At 73.2% G+C, this 15,017-nt stretch carries 16 protein-coding genes; 9 read left to right on the plus strand and 7 right to left on the minus strand.

What is annotated here, in order from left to right:
• Window positions 1-4: 4 nt before the first annotated feature.
• Complete coding sequence (locus ABZZ17_RS21805) at window positions 5-490, minus strand: NUDIX hydrolase (RefSeq protein ID WP_356877946.1); 486 nt, start codon at window positions 488-490, stop codon at window positions 5-7.
• A gap of 66 nt (window positions 491-556) precedes the next feature.
• Here ABZZ17_RS21805 and ABZZ17_RS21810 point away from each other — a divergent pair, with 66 nt between their 5' ends.
• Both ABZZ17_RS21810 and ABZZ17_RS21815 read left to right on the plus strand, forming a co-directional pair.
• The gene (locus ABZZ17_RS21810) at window positions 557-1,585 is read left to right on the plus strand and encodes an NAD(P)/FAD-dependent oxidoreductase (protein ID WP_356877947.1); all 1,029 of its coding nucleotides are present in this window, start codon (window positions 557-559) and stop codon (window positions 1,583-1,585) included.
• 143 nt (window positions 1,586-1,728) lie between these two features.
• Window positions 1,729-3,135 (plus strand): NAD(P)-binding protein, encoded by a 1,407-nt coding sequence (locus ABZZ17_RS21815; protein WP_356877948.1) that lies wholly within the window; start codon window positions 1,729-1,731, stop codon window positions 3,133-3,135.
• Window positions 3,136-3,189: 54 nt separating this feature from the next.
• Here ABZZ17_RS21815 and ABZZ17_RS21820 read toward each other — a convergent pair whose 3' ends face one another.
• On the minus strand, window positions 3,190-4,251 hold the full coding sequence (locus ABZZ17_RS21820) for an ATP-dependent DNA ligase (RefSeq protein ID WP_356877949.1): 1,062 nt from the start codon (window positions 4,249-4,251) through the stop codon (window positions 3,190-3,192).
• A gap of 75 nt (window positions 4,252-4,326) precedes the next feature.
• Here ABZZ17_RS21820 and ligD point away from each other — a divergent pair, with 75 nt between their 5' ends.
• The 3 genes from ligD (at window position 4,327) to ABZZ17_RS21835 (ending at window position 7,025) form a co-directional block, all read left to right on the plus strand.
• Window positions 4,327-5,361, plus strand: a complete 1,035-nt coding sequence (gene ligD, locus ABZZ17_RS21825) for a non-homologous end-joining DNA ligase (RefSeq protein ID WP_356877950.1) — start codon at window positions 4,327-4,329, stop codon at window positions 5,359-5,361.
• A gap of 138 nt (window positions 5,362-5,499) precedes the next feature.
• Window positions 5,500-6,471, plus strand: coding sequence for an NADP-dependent oxidoreductase (locus ABZZ17_RS21830; protein WP_356877951.1), 972 nt, complete (start codon window positions 5,500-5,502; stop codon window positions 6,469-6,471).
• A gap of 53 nt (window positions 6,472-6,524) precedes the next feature.
• Window positions 6,525-7,025: an HAD domain-containing protein gene (locus tag ABZZ17_RS21835; RefSeq protein WP_356877952.1), complete on the plus strand. Its 501-nt coding sequence runs from the start codon at window positions 6,525-6,527 to the stop codon at window positions 7,023-7,025.
• A gap of 45 nt (window positions 7,026-7,070) precedes the next feature.
• On the opposite strand, the gene ABZZ17_RS21840 is transcribed toward ABZZ17_RS21835, so the two are convergent.
• Window positions 7,071-7,610, minus strand: coding sequence for a winged helix-turn-helix domain-containing protein (locus ABZZ17_RS21840; protein ID WP_356877953.1), 540 nt, complete (start codon window positions 7,608-7,610; stop codon window positions 7,071-7,073).
• A 57-nt stretch (window positions 7,611-7,667) separates the two neighbouring features.
• On the opposite strand from ABZZ17_RS21840, the gene ABZZ17_RS21845 reads away from it, so the two are divergent.
• On the plus strand, window positions 7,668-8,573 hold the full coding sequence (locus tag ABZZ17_RS21845) for a S41 family peptidase (RefSeq protein ID WP_356877954.1): 906 nt from the start codon (window positions 7,668-7,670) through the stop codon (window positions 8,571-8,573).
• Between the two features lie 133 nt (window positions 8,574-8,706).
• Window positions 8,707-9,567, plus strand: coding sequence for an alpha/beta hydrolase (locus ABZZ17_RS21850; RefSeq protein ID WP_356877955.1), 861 nt, complete (start codon window positions 8,707-8,709; stop codon window positions 9,565-9,567).
• 9 nt (window positions 9,568-9,576) lie between these two features.
• On the opposite strand, the gene ABZZ17_RS21855 is transcribed toward ABZZ17_RS21850, so the two are convergent.
• Window positions 9,577-10,239, minus strand: a complete 663-nt coding sequence (locus ABZZ17_RS21855; protein ID WP_356877956.1) for a TetR/AcrR family transcriptional regulator — start codon at window positions 10,237-10,239, stop codon at window positions 9,577-9,579.
• A 119-nt stretch (window positions 10,240-10,358) separates the two neighbouring features.
• On the opposite strand from ABZZ17_RS21855, the gene ABZZ17_RS21860 reads away from it, so the two are divergent.
• Window positions 10,359-10,601, plus strand: coding sequence for a WhiB family transcriptional regulator (locus ABZZ17_RS21860; protein WP_356877957.1), 243 nt, complete (start codon window positions 10,359-10,361; stop codon window positions 10,599-10,601).
• Between the two features lie 134 nt (window positions 10,602-10,735).
• Here ABZZ17_RS21860 and ABZZ17_RS21865 read toward each other — a convergent pair whose 3' ends face one another.
• Window positions 10,736-11,707, minus strand: coding sequence for an acyl-ACP desaturase (locus ABZZ17_RS21865; protein WP_356877958.1), 972 nt, complete (start codon window positions 11,705-11,707; stop codon window positions 10,736-10,738).
• 457 nt (window positions 11,708-12,164) lie between these two features.
• Between ABZZ17_RS21865 and ABZZ17_RS21870 the strand changes: the two genes are divergently transcribed.
• Window positions 12,165-12,626 carry an ATP-binding protein gene (locus ABZZ17_RS21870; RefSeq protein ID WP_356877959.1) on the plus strand — a complete coding sequence of 154 codons (462 nt, stop codon included), beginning with the start codon at window positions 12,165-12,167 and terminating at the stop codon, window positions 12,624-12,626.
• Between the two features lie 21 nt (window positions 12,627-12,647).
• Here the strand turns inward: ABZZ17_RS21870 and ABZZ17_RS21875 are convergent, their stop codons facing one another.
• Window positions 12,648-14,288 carry an ATP-binding cassette domain-containing protein gene (locus ABZZ17_RS21875; RefSeq protein WP_356877960.1) on the minus strand — a complete coding sequence of 547 codons (1,641 nt, stop codon included), beginning with the start codon at window positions 14,286-14,288 and terminating at the stop codon, window positions 12,648-12,650.
• A 191-nt stretch (window positions 14,289-14,479) separates the two neighbouring features.
• Window positions 14,480-14,896 (minus strand): SsgA family sporulation/cell division regulator, encoded by a 417-nt coding sequence (locus ABZZ17_RS21880; protein ID WP_356877961.1) that lies wholly within the window; start codon window positions 14,894-14,896, stop codon window positions 14,480-14,482.
• Window positions 14,897-15,017 lie beyond the last annotated feature (121 nt).

Raw genomic sequence — 15,017 nt, forward strand, 5'->3', positions numbered from 1 at the left:
TGCCTCAGCTGGCTTCGGGGGTGGCCCGGTAGGTGTACGAGGGGCCGGGCGGCGGGGCCGTGAGGTCCGCGCGCCAGCTGTGGAGCACGGCGGCCGACGGGGCGTAGAGCTCTGCGGGGATCCCGGTGGGGGCGAACCACTGCCAGCGGACGATCTTGTCGGGTTCGGTGACGCGGGGCGTGCCGACGGCGGAGCGGGTCAGCGCGGCCGCCGTCAGCCGGGTCAGGCCGGGCGCCGGGCCGATCCCGACGGCGAACACCTCGATCGACCCGGGAGCCGCGCGCAGGTCCGTTTCCTCCGCCAGTTCCCGGGAAGCGGCCTGCTCGAAGCCCTCCCCGGGGTCGACCTTGCCGCCCGGGAGCTCCCAGCGGCCGTCGTGGGCCTGGCCCAGCAGGATCCGGCCGTCGGCGTCGATCACGATCAGCCCGACGCCGACCACGGCGTGGGGCCGGGGCGCGGCACGCTCGGGGCGCTGGTTCCCGTCGGTCATGGTTCCATTTGCCGGTTCGGCAACCCGATTTGTCAAGGACCGCACCCCCGGCGCACCCTCGCGGCCATGGACAACGTGACGTGGACCGAATCCGACGTGCTGGACCTGCTGGACGTGGTGATCGTGGGCGGCGGGGCCGCCGGGCTCGCCGGGGCGCTGACCCTGGCCCGGGCCCGCCGGTCCGTTCTCGTGCTCGACTCCGGGAGCCCGCGCAACGCCCCCTCCGCCCACCTGCACGGCTACCTCGGCCGCGACGGCGAGAGCCCCGCCCGGCTGCTGGCCCGGGGGAGGGAGGAGGCCGCCGGGTACGGGGCGCTGTTCCGGTCCGGGCGGGCGGGGACGGCCGTCGCCGCCGAGCGTGCGGACGACGGTGGCTTCCTGGTGCGCTGCGGCGACGGATCGGCCGTACGGGCCCGGCGGCTGCTGGTCGCGACCGGGCTGGTCGACGAGCTGCCGGAGCTGCCCGGCCTGCGGGCCCGCTGGGGGCGGGACGTGTTGCACTGCCCGTACTGCCACGGCTGGGAGGTGCGGGACGAGCCCTTGGCGGTCCTGGCGACCGGCCCGCTCGCGGCGCACCAGGCGCAGCTGTGGAGGCAGTGGAGCCCCCGGGTCACCCTGGTCGCGCACGGCTGGCGGCCCGGTGCCCCGGACCGGGAGGCCCTGGCCGCGCGGGGCATCGCCCTGGTCGAGGGGGAGGTGACGGGCCTGACGGTGGCCGGGGACCGGCTGACGGGGCTGGAGCTGGCCGGCGGCGGGACCCTGGAGTGCCGGGCCCTGGTGGTGGCTCCGCGGTTCACCGCCCGTTCGGGGGTGCTGACGGGCCTGGGCCTGCCCACGACGACCGTGGAGCGCGACGGGGTGCCGATCGGTACCTGCGTCGACTCCGACGCGGCGACCGGAGCCACGGCACTGCCGGGGGTGTGGGCGGCGGGCAACGTGACCTCACCCGTGGAGCAGGTCTCCGGTGCGGCCGCCCAGGGCGTGCGCGCGGCCGCCGCGATCAACGCCGACCTGATCGCGGCGGAGACGCGCGAGGCGGTCGCGGCGTGGCGCGCGGGGGCGGGGCGAGGGGCCGGACCGGAGGTTGGTCCGTAGGGCTGAGTGCTCCGGCTCCGGAGCCGGAGACGGGTCCCAAACGCTACGTTTCGGACACCTGTGCGGGTTTTGTTCGACGCCCGTCCGTGCAGGCTCTCTGCGGTGTGATCGTCGTACGGTTCATCGGGCCCAGGGGGACGCGCATGGCACACGTGCTGGTCATCGGCGGAGGGGTCGCGGGGCTGGCCACCGCCCTGCTCGCGGCCCGGCGGGGGCACACCGCCGAACTGTTCGAGCGGGACACCCGGGCCCCCGGCACCGCCCTCGACCGGGACTTCTTCCGCTGGCGGCGCCCGGCCGTACCGCAGGCGGCCCAGCCGCACGCGCTGCTCGGAGCCGCCCGCAAGGTGCTGATCGACGAACTCCCGGACGTACACGCCGAGATGCTCCGGCTCGGCGCCCGGGAACGGCACGAGCTGGACTGGTTCGACGCACGTCCGCCCGCGCTGCCCGGCGACGAGGACCTCGTCATGCTCCAGGCCCGCCGCATCGTGCTGGAGAGCGCCCTGGCCACGGCCCTGCGCGCCGAACCGGGTGTGGTCACCCGGTACGGGGAACCGGTCGCCGGGCTCGTCACCGTCGGCGACCCCGGGGCCGGCCCCGGCTGCGGCATCCGGGTGACCGGGGTGACCACGGGGATCGGGGCGTACGAGGGGGACCTCGTCGTGGACGCGGGCGGGCGGCGCGGCGGCGCCGAACGGATGCTGGCCGCGGCCGGCTGCCGGCCCGCCGCCGTGGAACGGCACCGCACCGGGCTCGCGTACTTCTGCCGCTGGTACCGGCTGCCCGACGGCATGGAGGAGGGGCCGCGCCGGCCGTGGACCGTGACCGGCGGGGCCTTCGCGGGCTGCGCCGTCTTCCCGGCCGACAACAGGACCTTCGCCGTGACCCTGTTCGTGCACACCGAAGACCCCAGCCGCGGCGCGCTGCGCAACCCCGCCGTCTTCGACGCCGCGGCCCGCGCCTTCCCGCCCGGCGCGGCCTGGCTGGAGACGGGCGCCGAACCGCTGTCCGGGGTACTGGCCATGGCGAGCCTCGACAACCGGTGGAGCGCCCTGGCGGACGAACGGGGGCCGGTGGTGCGGGGGCTGGTGCCGGTCGGGGACGCCCTCACCCACACCAACCCGACGCTGGGGCAGGGCACTTCGCTCGCGCTCTGGGCCGCACACCGGGTGGCCCGGTCGGCGCACCGGGATCCGGGATCGGCCCGCTTCGCCGCCGAACACCACGACTGGGCCGTGCGTACGCTGAAGCCCTGGTTCGACTTCCAGGTCGTCGCGGACACCGCCATCGGGGAACGCTTCGCGAGCCGCGCCGGGCGTACGGGAACGGCCCGCGAGGTGTCCGCCCTGTTCGACTGCGCGCTGGAGGACCCGGAGGTGATGCGCGCCCGGGCCAAGGTCCGGCACCTGGCCGAACCACCCGAACGGGCCTACGCGGACCCCCGGATCCGGGCCCGCGTGACCCGCTGGCTCGCGGCCCGTCCGGACTACGCCCCGAACGCGGTCGGCCCGGACCGGGCGGAGTGGGAGAGGCTCACCGCGGTCTGAGGCCGGGGCCGGCGGGTTCCCCGGGGCGGGTCGTCAGGCCCGGGTCATGGGGGCCTAGGCGCCCAGGACCTCGGCGAGGTCGTAGCCGACGACCTCCTCCAACTGGGCGTAGGTACAGCTCTGCGGGGTGCGGTCCGGGCGCCAGCGGCGGAACTGGGCGGTGTGCCGGAAACGGTCGCCCTCCATGTGGTCGTAGGCCACCTCGCAGACGCGTTCCGGGCGCAGCGGAACCCAGGACAGGTCCTTCTTGCCCGTCCAGCGGCTTTGGGCCCCGGGCAGGCGGGCGCTCTCGTGCGCGGATTCCTCGGCCCAGGCCGCCCACGGGTGGCCCTGCGGGTCGTCCATGCGCAGGGGTACGAGTTCCTCGACGAGTTCGGCGCGGCGCTTCATGGGGAAGGCCGCGCACACGCCGACGTGCTGGAGGGTTCCGTGCTGGTCGTGGAGGCCCAGGAGCAGCGATCCGACAATCGGACCGCTCTTGTGGAAACGGAAACCCGCGACGACGACGTCCGCCGTACGCTCGTGCTTGATCTTGAACATGAGGCGGGCATCGGGCCGGTAGGGGAGATCGAGGGGCTTCGCGATCACCCCGTCCAGCCCGGCGCCTTCGAACCGCTCGAACCACTCCCGCGCGAGCGCGGGATCGGTGGTCGCGGGCGCGAGATGCACGGGGGGCCGAGCAGTGGAGAGGACCTGGACGAGGGCGCTGCGGCGCTCGGCGAGCGGGGTGTCGAGGAGGGCTTCGTCGCCGAGGGCCAGCAGGTCGAAGGCGACGAAACTGGCGGGGGTCGTCCCGGCGAGCAGTTTCACGCGGGAGGCGGCGGGGTGGATCCGCTCGGTGAGCCGGTCGAAGTCGAGCCGCCCGCCGTGCACGATCACGATCTCCCCGTCCATGACGCAGCGGTCCGGGAGATTGTCCTTCAACGCCGTCACCAGCTCGGGGAAGTACCTGGTCAGGCTCTTTCCCGTGCGGCTTCCGACCTCGACCTCGTCACCGTCGCGGTGCACGATCGCCCGGAAGCCGTCCCACTTGGCCTCGTACTGCATGCCGGCCGGGATCGCGGCCACGGACTTGGCGAGCATCGGTTTCACGGGGGGCATCACCGGCAGGTCCATACCTAGGATTCTGCGGTGGTACGTCCGGCCCTGCCCGGTATGCGCACCCGGGCGGGCCCGCCTACCGTGGCGCACATGGGTGCTGCGGGTGGTGCGATCGAACTCGATGCCGGCGGGCGGGCGGTCCGGCTGTCCAGTCCGGACAAGGTGTACTTCCCCGAACGGGGCCTCACCAAGAGGGACGTCGCCGAGTACTACCTCGCCGTCGCCGACGGCATCACCCGCGCCCTGCGCAACCGCCCCACGACCCTGGAGCGGTTCCCGGACGGGGTCGAGGGGGAGTCCTTCTTCCAGAAGCGCGCCCCCAAGAACCTGCCCGACTGGATCCCGACCGCCCACATCTCCTTCCCCAGCGGCCGCACGGCGGACGAGATCTGCCCCACCGAGCCGGCCGCCGTCCTGTGGGCCGCCAACCTGGGCTGCCTCACCTTCCACCCCTGGCCGGTGCGCCGCGAGGACACCGACCGGCCCGACGAGCTGCGCATCGACCTCGATCCGCAGCCGGGCACCGACTACCACCACGCGGTGGCCGCCGCCCACGAACTGCGTGCCCTGCTGGAAGAACTGGGGCTGCGCGGCTGGCCCAAGACCTCGGGCGGGCGCGGCCTGCACGTCTTCGTGCCCATCGCACCCCGGTGGACCTTCACCGAGGTCCGGCGCTGCGCGATCGCCCTGGGCCGGGAGCTGGAGCGGCGCATGCCGGGCAAGGTCACCACGGCCTGGTGGAAGGAGGAGCGCGGGGAGCGCATCTTCGTCGACTACAACCAGACCGCACGCGACCGGACCATCGCCTCCGCCTACTCGGTCCGCCCGCGCCCCCACGCCCCGGTCTCCGCGCCGCTGCGCTGGGACGAGGTGGACGACGCGGAGCCGCGCGACTTCGACATCGTGACGATGCCGGCGCGCTTCGCCGAACTGGGCGACCTGCACGCCGACATGGACGACCACGCCTTCGTGCTGGACACGGTGCTGGAACTCGCCGACCGGCAGGAGCACGAGCACGGGCTCGGTGACATGCCCTACCCGCCGGACTACCCCAAGATGCCGGGTGAACCCAAGAGGGTGCAGCCGAGCCGGGCGAAACACGAGGACGGCCCCGACGCCGCCTGATCCGCCGACGGGGCCCGTCCGTCCGGGCCGCCACGGCCCGGCCCGGACGGACGGTCCCGGCCCGCAGGGCCCACCTGCGGGTGCGGTACGTACTCCGAAGTGCCGTCTTCCTCCCCCACGGAGCTCCTTCCTACGGTGATGACCAAGGAAGGCGGCACGGACGAGGAGGGGCTCGTGAGGGCAGTCGTGGTGAGGTCGGCCGGAGGGCCGGAGGCCTTGGAGCACGTGGAGACGGAGGTGCCCGTCACGGGCGCCGGCCGGATCCGGATCCGGATGGAGGCCGCGGCGGTCAATCCGGTGGACGCCGCGACGCGTTCGGGCGCGCTGACCGGAGCGGGCCTGATGGCGCCGCGCGAGGTCACCGGCATCGGCTGGGACGTCGCCGGGGTGGTGGAGGAGATCGGCCCCGGGGTGACGGGCTTCGCCGCCGGAGACCGGGTGATCGGCCTGCGGGACCGGCTGGACGTGCCGCTCGGCACGTACGCCGAGACGGTGGTGCTGGACGCGGGCGCCGTCGCCCGCGCCCCCGGCTCCGTCAGCGCGCAGGCCGCCGCGACGCTGCCGCTGAGCGGGCTCACCGCCTGGCAGGCCCTGGACCTGCTCGGCCTGTCACCGGGTGCGACCGTCCTGGTCACGGGCGCCGCCGGCGGGGTCGGCGGCTTCGCCGTGGAGCTCGCGGTGGAGCGCGGCCTGCGGGTGGTGGGCTCGGCGGCCGCGGCGGACGAGGAGTTCGTACGGTCCCGGGGCGCCCGCTGGTTCGTGCCGCGCGACACCGACCCGGCGGAGGGGGTCCGCGCGGTGGTGCCCGGGGGAGTGGACGGGGCCCTGGACGCGGCCGTGGTCGGCATCGCGGCCCTCGGCGCGGTCCGCAACCGGGGTTCCTTCGTGTCGGTCGTCGCCGGAGCGGCGCCCGTCGCGCTGCGCGGGATCCGGGTCGCCGAGGTCTGGGTCGCCGCCGACGGAGCGCAGCTGGCCGGCCTCTCCGCCCTCGTGGACGCCGGGCGCCTGACCCCGCGGGTGGCCGGTGTGCTCCCGCTGGCCCGGGCGGCCGAGGCCCACCGCAGACTGGCCCGGGGCGGACTGCGCGGCCGCCTGGTACTCGTCCCGTAGGAGGTGTTCCCACAGCGACTGCCCGTTCCGGTCACGGCACTAGACTGGGGTCCATGGTCGTCACCGGGCGTCGCCCCCTGCTGTTCCTCGACGTCGACGGGCCGCTGATCCCCTTCGGGGGGACGGGGTACCGCACGCGTTCCGGGGCGGGGGAGGCGTACGGGAACCCCCTGTTGGGGCGGCTCGACCCCGCGGTCGGTGCGCGGCTGCTGGCGCTGCCCTGCGATCCGGTGTGGGCCACGACGTGGGGTCAGGAGGCCAACGAGGCCGTCGCCCCGGTCCTCGGACTGCCCGAGCTGCCCGTGGTCGGCTGGCCGGAGCCGTCCGCCGAGGAGGGCCGCGACGGACTGCACTGGAAGACCCGGCCCCTCCTCGCCTGGGCGGCGGACCGGCCCTTCGCCTGGTTCGACGACGAGATCACCCCGGCCGACGGCACCTGGGCCGCGGCCCACCACCCGCGGCCCGCCCTCCTCCACCGGGTCGACCCCCGGACCGGCCTCACGGACGCGGACTTCGACGCCCTCACCGCCTGGCTGACCACCCTCACTCGCTGAGCCCGGCTGCGAGCCGGCTGTGAGCCGGCTGCCGGAAGGGACGACCTAGTGCCCGGTGGTTTCGGCCGGCCGGGCCTGCTGGTAGAGCGCCACCAGCACGCCGTGCAAGGGCTGGTCCTCCGCGTCCTCCTCGGCCTCGTCGACCAGTCGGGCGAGGGCCTCGCCGAGTTCTCTCGCCTTCGTGGGGCTCAGGCGCAGGTGGCGCAGTGTCAGGTGGGTCTCGGTGGGTGAGCGGTCCAGCTCCTGGGCGAACGCGGCGAGCATCGCGGCGGTGCCTGCCGCCCGGGGTTCGGCGACGAGCATGTGGCGGGCCGTGCGCTGGTAGTACTGCTCGGTGCCGCCGCGGACCTGGCGGGTCTCGGCGATGTGGACCAGCCCGGCTTCGCGGAGCACCTTGAGGTGGTGGGCCACGTTGCCCTTCTTCGCGTCGAGCTGCGCCGCGAGCTGCCTGACGGTGGCGGGCCGGTGGCCCAGGGAGAAGAGCAGCCGCTGACGCAACGGGTGGGCGAGTGCCGCGAACTGCTCGGGCGCACCGATCTCCAGAACGTCCTCGGGGGGCGGTGGACAGGGAGGCTGATCACGCATACCAAAAGTGTCTAAATTCTTTGACGCTTTGGCAAGGGCGGTGCTCTACTCCCTGTCATGACACCTTCAACGATTCTTTCGCCCGCCCCTGTCGTCGACGAGACGGCCCGGCTCCTGACCGAGCACTACGTTTTCCCCGAGGTGGCCGAGCAGGTCGCCGGCCTGCTGCGACGACGCCTCGCCGAGGGCGCCTATGACGTCGACGGCGCCGAGGACCTCGCCCGGACGGTCACCGCGGACCTGCAGTCCGTCAACGGCGACCGGCACCTGAGACTGAAGCACCACGCCGACCCGGTGTCCCCGGAACAGGGGGCGGCCACCCTGGAAGCCATGCGCCGGGACTTCGACACCTCGCTGGGCGGTGCGCCGCTGGTGCAGTTGCTCGACGGCGGGGTCGCCGTGGTGGAACTGGCGCCGATGCTGTTTCCGCTGGACTGGGCCGCCGAACCGCTGGGCGCCGCGCTCACCGTGGCCTCGCGCGCCCAGGCGCTGATCGTCGACCTCCGCGCCAACCGGGGCGGCGACCCGGATACGGTCGCCTTCGTCTGCAGCTACCTGCTCGACGAGCGCACCCACCTCAACACCATGAACTGGCGCGCCGGCGGGCGCAGCGAGCAGTCCTGGAGCCTGCCGCACGTTCCCGGCGCGCGCTTCGGCGGCAGCAAGCCCCTGTACGTGCTGTCCAGCGACAGCACCTTCTCCGCCGCTGAGGAGCTGGCGTACGACCTCCAGCAGCTCGGCCGCGCCGTGGTCGTCGGCGAGCGCACCCGCGGCGGCGCGCATCCCTGCAAGGGCTGGACGGTGCACCCGCACCTGGAAGTCACCGTCCCCGTCGGCCGCGCCGTCAACCCGGTCTCCGGCACGAACTGGGAGGGTACCGGCGTGCAGCCGGACGTCCCCTGCGCGGCCGCCGACTCCCTCGCCCGCGCGCACGCGCTGGCCCTCGCCCGACTGGCGGGCTGACCCGGTCCGGCCATCGATCGCAGCGCGCGGCGCCTCCCAAAATAAACACGAACGGTCGTGCTAATATCCTCGTATCGTCAGGCCGGTGCCGGCCGGCCTTCCGAGGAGATCCGGAGAACCGGGCATGCGTCCCATGGCTTCACTCCTGAGCATCACCCTCGACCTCTCCGCCCGCGTGGCCCCCGGACCCGCCGGGCGGGCGGCCTTCCGGGCGTTCGTCAAGCCCCTCGGGCGGCCCCGGGTGAAACCCGAGGAGGTCGAGGTGATGAGCCGGGCCGAGACCGGCCGGCTGAGCGTGAACGGCGCGTCCGTGACCACGTACCGCTGGGGCGACGGGGAGCGTCCCGTCCTGCTGGTGCACGGCTGGTCCTCGCGCGCCTCCCGGTTCGCCGCCTTCGTGGAGGCGCTCCGCGCGCAGGGGCACACGGTGGTGGCCTTCGACGCCCCCGGCCACGGGGAGTCCGGAGGCCGGGCCGCGTCGATACGCGACTTCCGGGACATCATCCTCCAACTGCACGAGGAGTACGGGGAGTTCTCCGCGATCGTGGCCCATTCCATCGGAGTCCTGTCCACCCTGTTCACCCTGCGGGACGGCATCCGCGTGGAGCGTGTGGTCGGCATCGGGGGCATCGCCCACTTCGACTACCTCGTCGACGGGTTCCGCCGCACCCTGAACGTCGGGCCGGCCGTCGTACGGGCCCTGCGCGGCCACGTCGAGCACCGGCTCTTCGCCGGGGTCCCGGACATCTGGCGCCGCCTGGACGCCAGGCTGGACCCGGGGCGGGCGGTCCCGGAGCGCATCCTGCTCGTGCACGACGCCGACGACGACACGTCGGTCCCCGCCCAGTCGCGGGCGCTCGCGGAGGCCTACGGGGAGCGCGCCCGGCTGATCGAGACCCGGGGCCTCGGGCACCGGCGCATCCTCCGCGACCCCGAAGTGGTCGCGGCCACGGCCGAGTTCCTCGCCGGGACGGAGTCCGTCGCGGTGCGCTGACCCGTCCGGTCAGACGGTCCCGCCGACGGCGGCCGGCCGCTCCGGGAGCTCCTCCGGGGCGGCCGCGACCGCCCTCAGCCGGCCGAGGATGCCCCGCCCGGCCCGCTCGTAGGACACCGGGTCGTCGAGGAGGACCGAGTGGGCGTTGGCCAGCTCCATCAACGCGATGATCTCGAAGGCCAGTTGGGGAACCTCCGCCGCCCCGAACCCGTCACGGAAGGCGCCGGCCAGCCGGGCCTCGTCCAGTACCCGCTCCACGTAACGCGTCCAGTCGGACCGGGCCTTGGCGATCTCGTCGCGGACGGGGCCGGGCCGCGCGTCGAACTCCGCCGAGACCGCGTAGAAGAAGCACCCGCCGGGGAAGACCCGGCCCGCGGAGTACCCGAGCCACCGCTCGCACAGCAGCCACGCCGTGGTGATGCCGGCGGGCTCCGCGCGCAGCGGACGTCCGACCTGCTCCACGAACACGTCCACCGCGGCGCGCACGGTCGCGAGCTGGAGGTCCTCCTTGGAGCCGAACAGGGCGAACACGCCGCTCTTGCTCAGTCCCAGATCGGTGGCGATCCTGCCCAGCGACAGGCCTTCGAGGCCGTCCACCGAAGCGATCCGCACCGTCCGCTCCAGTACGGTCCGCCGCGTCTGGTTGCCGCGCTCCACGCGCCCGTCTGCCATCCCACCAGCTTACCGAACGCACGGTCGTGCACTCTGTTCGGCCGCCGGGCGGGCGGGGAGTGCGCCGGTGTTGATCAGGCGTTGATGAGACGTACATCGGCGGGCGCCACGATCGGCGCATGTCGATGAACACCACCATCACCTCCACCCCCGCCTGGTACGACCTCGCCCTGTGCGCCCAGACGGGCCCGAGCTTCTTCTTCCCGGAGCCCGGCTCGTCGCACCGGGACGCCAAGCGGCTGTGCGGGGCGTGCGAGGGGAGAGTCGCCTGCCTGGAGTACGCCCTCGCCAACGACGAGCGCTTCGGCGTCTGGGGCGGGCTGTCGGAAGCGGAACGGCAGGCCCTGCGCCCGCGCGGCTGATCTGCGTACCGCCGCACCGAGGACGAGGCCCCCGGCAGCACGAAGCCCTGGCAGAGCGCGGCTCTGCCAGGGCTGTCGTCGTCCTGGTTCTGGTTCTTGGTTCCTGTTCCGCCCGGGCGGAACAGGAGGGCCGGTCAGCCCTTGCGGGCGGCCACGCGAGCGGCGCGGGCGGCGAGGCGCTCGTCGAACTTGCGGGCCTCCGAGTCGAGCCCGTTCATGAACAGACCGAGCTCCTCCTGGGCCTTCTGCCCCTCGGGGCCCAGACCGTCGATGTCCATGATCTTGAGGAAGCGGATCACGGGGCTCAGTACGTCGTCGTGGTGGATCCGCAGGTTGTAGACCCCGCCGATCGCCATCTGCGCGGCCATCCGCTCGAAGCCCGGCATGCCGTGGCCGGGCATCCGGAAGCCCACCACGACGTCCCGCACGGCCTTCATGGTCAGGTCGGGGGCGATCTCGAAGGCCGCGCCCAGCAGGTTGCGGTAGAAGATCATGTGCAGGTTCTCGTCCTGCGCGATGCGGGCCAGCATCCGGTCGCAGACGGGGTCGCCGGACTGGTGGCCGGTGTTGCGGTGCGAGATGCGGGTCGCGAGCTCCTGGAAGGCGACGTACGCGACCGAGTGCAGCATCGAGTGGCTGTTGTCGGACTCGAAGCCCTCGGACATGTGCTGCATCCGGAACGCTTCCAGCTTGTCCGGGTCCACGGCGCGCGAGGCCAGCAGGTAGTCGCGCATCACGATGCCGTGACGGCCCTCCTCGGCGGTCCAGCGGTGCACCCAGGTGCCCCACGCGCCGTTGCGGCCGAAGAGCGAGGCGATCTCGTGGTGGTAGCTGGGGAGGTTGTCCTCGGTCAGCAGGTTGACGACCAGCGCGATCTTGCCGATGTCGGTGACCTTGGACTGCTCCGGGTCCCAGGCCTCGCCGTCCTCGAAGAAGCCGGGGAAGTTGCGGCCGTCGCTCCACGGAACGTACTCGTGGGGCATCCAGTCCTTGGTGACCTTCAGGTGGCGGTTGAGTTCCTTTTCGACCACCTCTTCCAGCGCGAACAGCAGCTTGGCGTCCGTCCACGCCTCCGAGCTGCCGAGGTGGGGAGAGGTGATCGTCACGGGTGCTCCTGGGGACAAAGCGAATTACCTACGGTTCCGTAGCCTACGGAGTCGTAGGTTAAGCGCGGCATCAAGGCCAGCCAAGCCCGAGGGGTGGCTATGGCGGGTTACGCCCCGTTATTTACGCAGTTTGAGGGGGCGCTGGGCGGGGTTCCAGGGGGTGAGAATCAATCCGGAAGGTTGGCTGCGGGTTCCTGCTTTGACGGGTTCTGACGGGCCGGCCCGAGCCCGGCCGGGACGCGGGGCGGGCGCGTGGCCGCCGCCGACGGCGTCGCGCGGCGCCGTCGATGGCGGCCGGCTTGAGGGCTGATCCTGAAATGCCAGGAGAAACCATCATCTAGACGCACAAGTGGTAGCACCGCCCATCCGGTTGGGCTACGGTCTGTAGCGCGGGCCTCACCTGGGGCGACCCCGGCCCCGCCCCCAGGAGTCGGAAGCCAACAGGTGGAGCAGCACGATGACGGGCACCCTCCGCGGTCTGCGAGCGGTCCGCGCGTTCCGGCAGGAACCGCCCTTCGCGGAGAAGCTCAGCTACTCGGTGAGCCTGCCGGGCGGCGCCCACTGTCCGGCGGATGCCCGGGCGGCCGTACGGTCCCTGCTCCGGCGGCACGGGCTCGCCGACCTGTCCGCCACCGCGGCCCTCGCCGCCTCCGAGCTCGTCGCCTGCGCCGGCCGGTTCACGCCCGGCAAGGAGATGACGCTCAAAGTCCGCTGGCAGTACGACGCGCTGCGGATCGTCCTCTACGACCAGCACCCCGCGCACTCCTCGCCGGTGGCGAGCGAGGAGTGCCGGCGGCGCCGCAGCCGCGCGATGTGGCTGCTGGCCCGGGCCGTGGAAGCCGGTGGCGGCGACTGGGGGCTCACGCCCGTACTGACCCCGCTGGGCGGAACCAAGTCCTGGGCCCTGCTGCCCCGTTGAGCGGCCGGGCCAGCGGCCGGCTCAGCCGTCCCACCGGGACTCCCGGACCTCCTGCGCCGTCGTCGGCCGCAGCGTGCCGTCCAGCAGCAGCCAGCGCGTGATGCCGATCGACTCCAGGAACGGCACGTCGTGGCTCGCCACGAGCAGCGCGCCCTCGTACGACTCCAGGGCGCCGGTGAGCTGGCGTGCGCTCGCCAGGTCCAGGTTGTTCGTCGGCTCGTCCAGCATCAGCAGCTGGGGGGCCGGCTCCGCCAGCAGCAGCGCCGCGAGCGCCGCCCGGAAGCGCTCGCCCCCGGAGAGGGTGCCGGCGGCCCGGTCCGCGCGCGCTCCCCGGAAGAGGAAGTGCGCGAGCCGAGCCCGGATCACGTTGTTCGAGGCGTGCGGTGCGAACCGGGCCACGTTCTCCGCCACCGTCCGCCCGTCGTCCAGCACGTCGAGGCGCTGGGGCAGGAAGCGCGTCGGCACGTGCGTCACCGCTTCCCCCGAGGCGGGCGGGAGGAGCCCGGCGATCGTCCGCAGCAGCGTCGTCTTGCCCGAGCCGTTCCCGCCGACCAGGGCGATCCGCTCCGGCCCGCGCACCTCCCACTCGCCCTCCACCCTCGCCCCGTGGGCCAGGTGCAGATCGGTCAGGGTCAGTACCCGGCGTCCCGGATGGACCTGGGTGGCGGGGAGCTCGATCCGGATCTCGGCGTCGTCCCGGACCGCCTCCACGGCCTGGTCCAGCCGCTCCCGGGCCTCCGCCAGTTTCTCCGTGTGCATGATGCGGTGCTTGCCCGCCGACTCCTGGGCGGCCCGCTTGCGGGCACCCATGACGATCTTCGGCTCGCGCTTGTTCTCGAACATCTTCTGTCCGTAGCGCTTGCGCCGGGCCAACTTAAGGTGAGCCTCGGCGAGTTCGCGCTTCTGGCGCTCCACGTCTCCCTCCGCGACCCGCACCATCCGCTCGGCCGCCTCCTGCTCGGCGGCGAGCATCGCCTCGTAGTCGGTGAAGTTGCCGCCGTACCAGCGGACTTCGCCGTCCCGGAGGTCGGCGATCTGGTCGACGCGCTCCAGCAGCTCACGGTCGTGGCTGACCAGCACCATCACCCCGTTCCACGACTCGACGGCCGCGTACAGGCGGTGCCGGGCCCGCAGGTCCAGGTTGTTGGTGGGCTCGTCGAGGAGCAGCACGTCCGGGCGGGCGAGCAGCAGGGCCGCCAGCCGCAGCAGGACGCACTCGCCGCCCGACAGCTCGCCGACGGTGCGGTCCAGACCGATCCGGGCGAGCCCGAGCTGGTCTAGGGTGGCCAGGGCCCGCTCCTCGACGTCCCAGTCGTCGCCGACCGCGGCGAAGTTCGCCTCGGTGGCCTCGCCCGCCTCGATGGCGTGCAGGGCGGCGCGGGTGGTGCGGATGCCGAGGACCTCGTCCACCCGCGCCCCGGTGTCGAGCGTGACGTTCTGCGGGAGGTAGCCGAGGGTCCCGGCGACGGAGATCTGGCCTTCGCCCGGGCTCAGTTCGCCCGCGACGAGTTTCAGCAGGGTGGACTTCCCGCATCCGTTGAGGCCGATCAGGCCGGTGCGGCCGGGGCCGACGGCCCAGTGGAACCCGTCGAACACGGGGGTGCCGTCGGGCCAGTCGAAGGAAACGGCGGAACAGGTGACATGGGTAGGGGCATGGCTCATGGAGGCCTCCAGGTTGCGTGAATGGTGCGTGCAACGCGGGGAGACAGCCGACTGTCACGGTGTTGTGGTGGTGGTCGGTGTCTCGAACCTCAGACGAGCAACGTCCTGCTCCGTTTCGGCGGCAATGGGGCGTCAACGAAGCTACGGGCGGCCGGAGCCGCCCGCAACCGAATAACGGTCGGCGGGACCGGTCAGCAGGAGCCGCGCATCAGCTCGGCCAGGCCGTGGTCCATGTCGAGGTAGTGGTGCTCCAGCCCCAGGGGTACGACGGTCGCCGCCCGGTCCAGGAACCGCTGCAGCTCGGCCGTCACCATCAGCACGATCGCCACACCCTCGGGCGCGTGGAACTCGATCGTCGTGCGGTCCCCGTCGTACGGGCGCACCCGTACGTCGCCGTGGCCGGACGGGTGGCGGATGCCCGAGGCCAGCAGTTCGCGGGCGAACGTCCAGGAGACCTCGATGCCCTCCAGCGTGGCGAGCGCGGGGAAGGCCATGCGGACGGCGAAGGGATCGGCCCGGTCGTAGCAGAGGGTGACGGGCACGGTCTCGACCTTCGGCGCGGTGGCGATCAGTCGGGCCTGCACGGCCTGCTCGATGACAGTGATCAAGGCTCGCTCCCTTGCGGCGGATCTGCTGCCGGGCTTTGGGGTGGAGTCCGGCAACCGGATAGACGCCGGAATCGGCAAATCCGTGCATGCGAGATGACGTGAGCTGTGTCACCGAATGGCC

Source organism: Streptomyces sp. NPDC006512 (assembly GCF_040611935.1).
Taxonomy (GTDB): Bacteria; Actinomycetota; Actinomycetes; order Streptomycetales; family Streptomycetaceae; genus Streptomyces.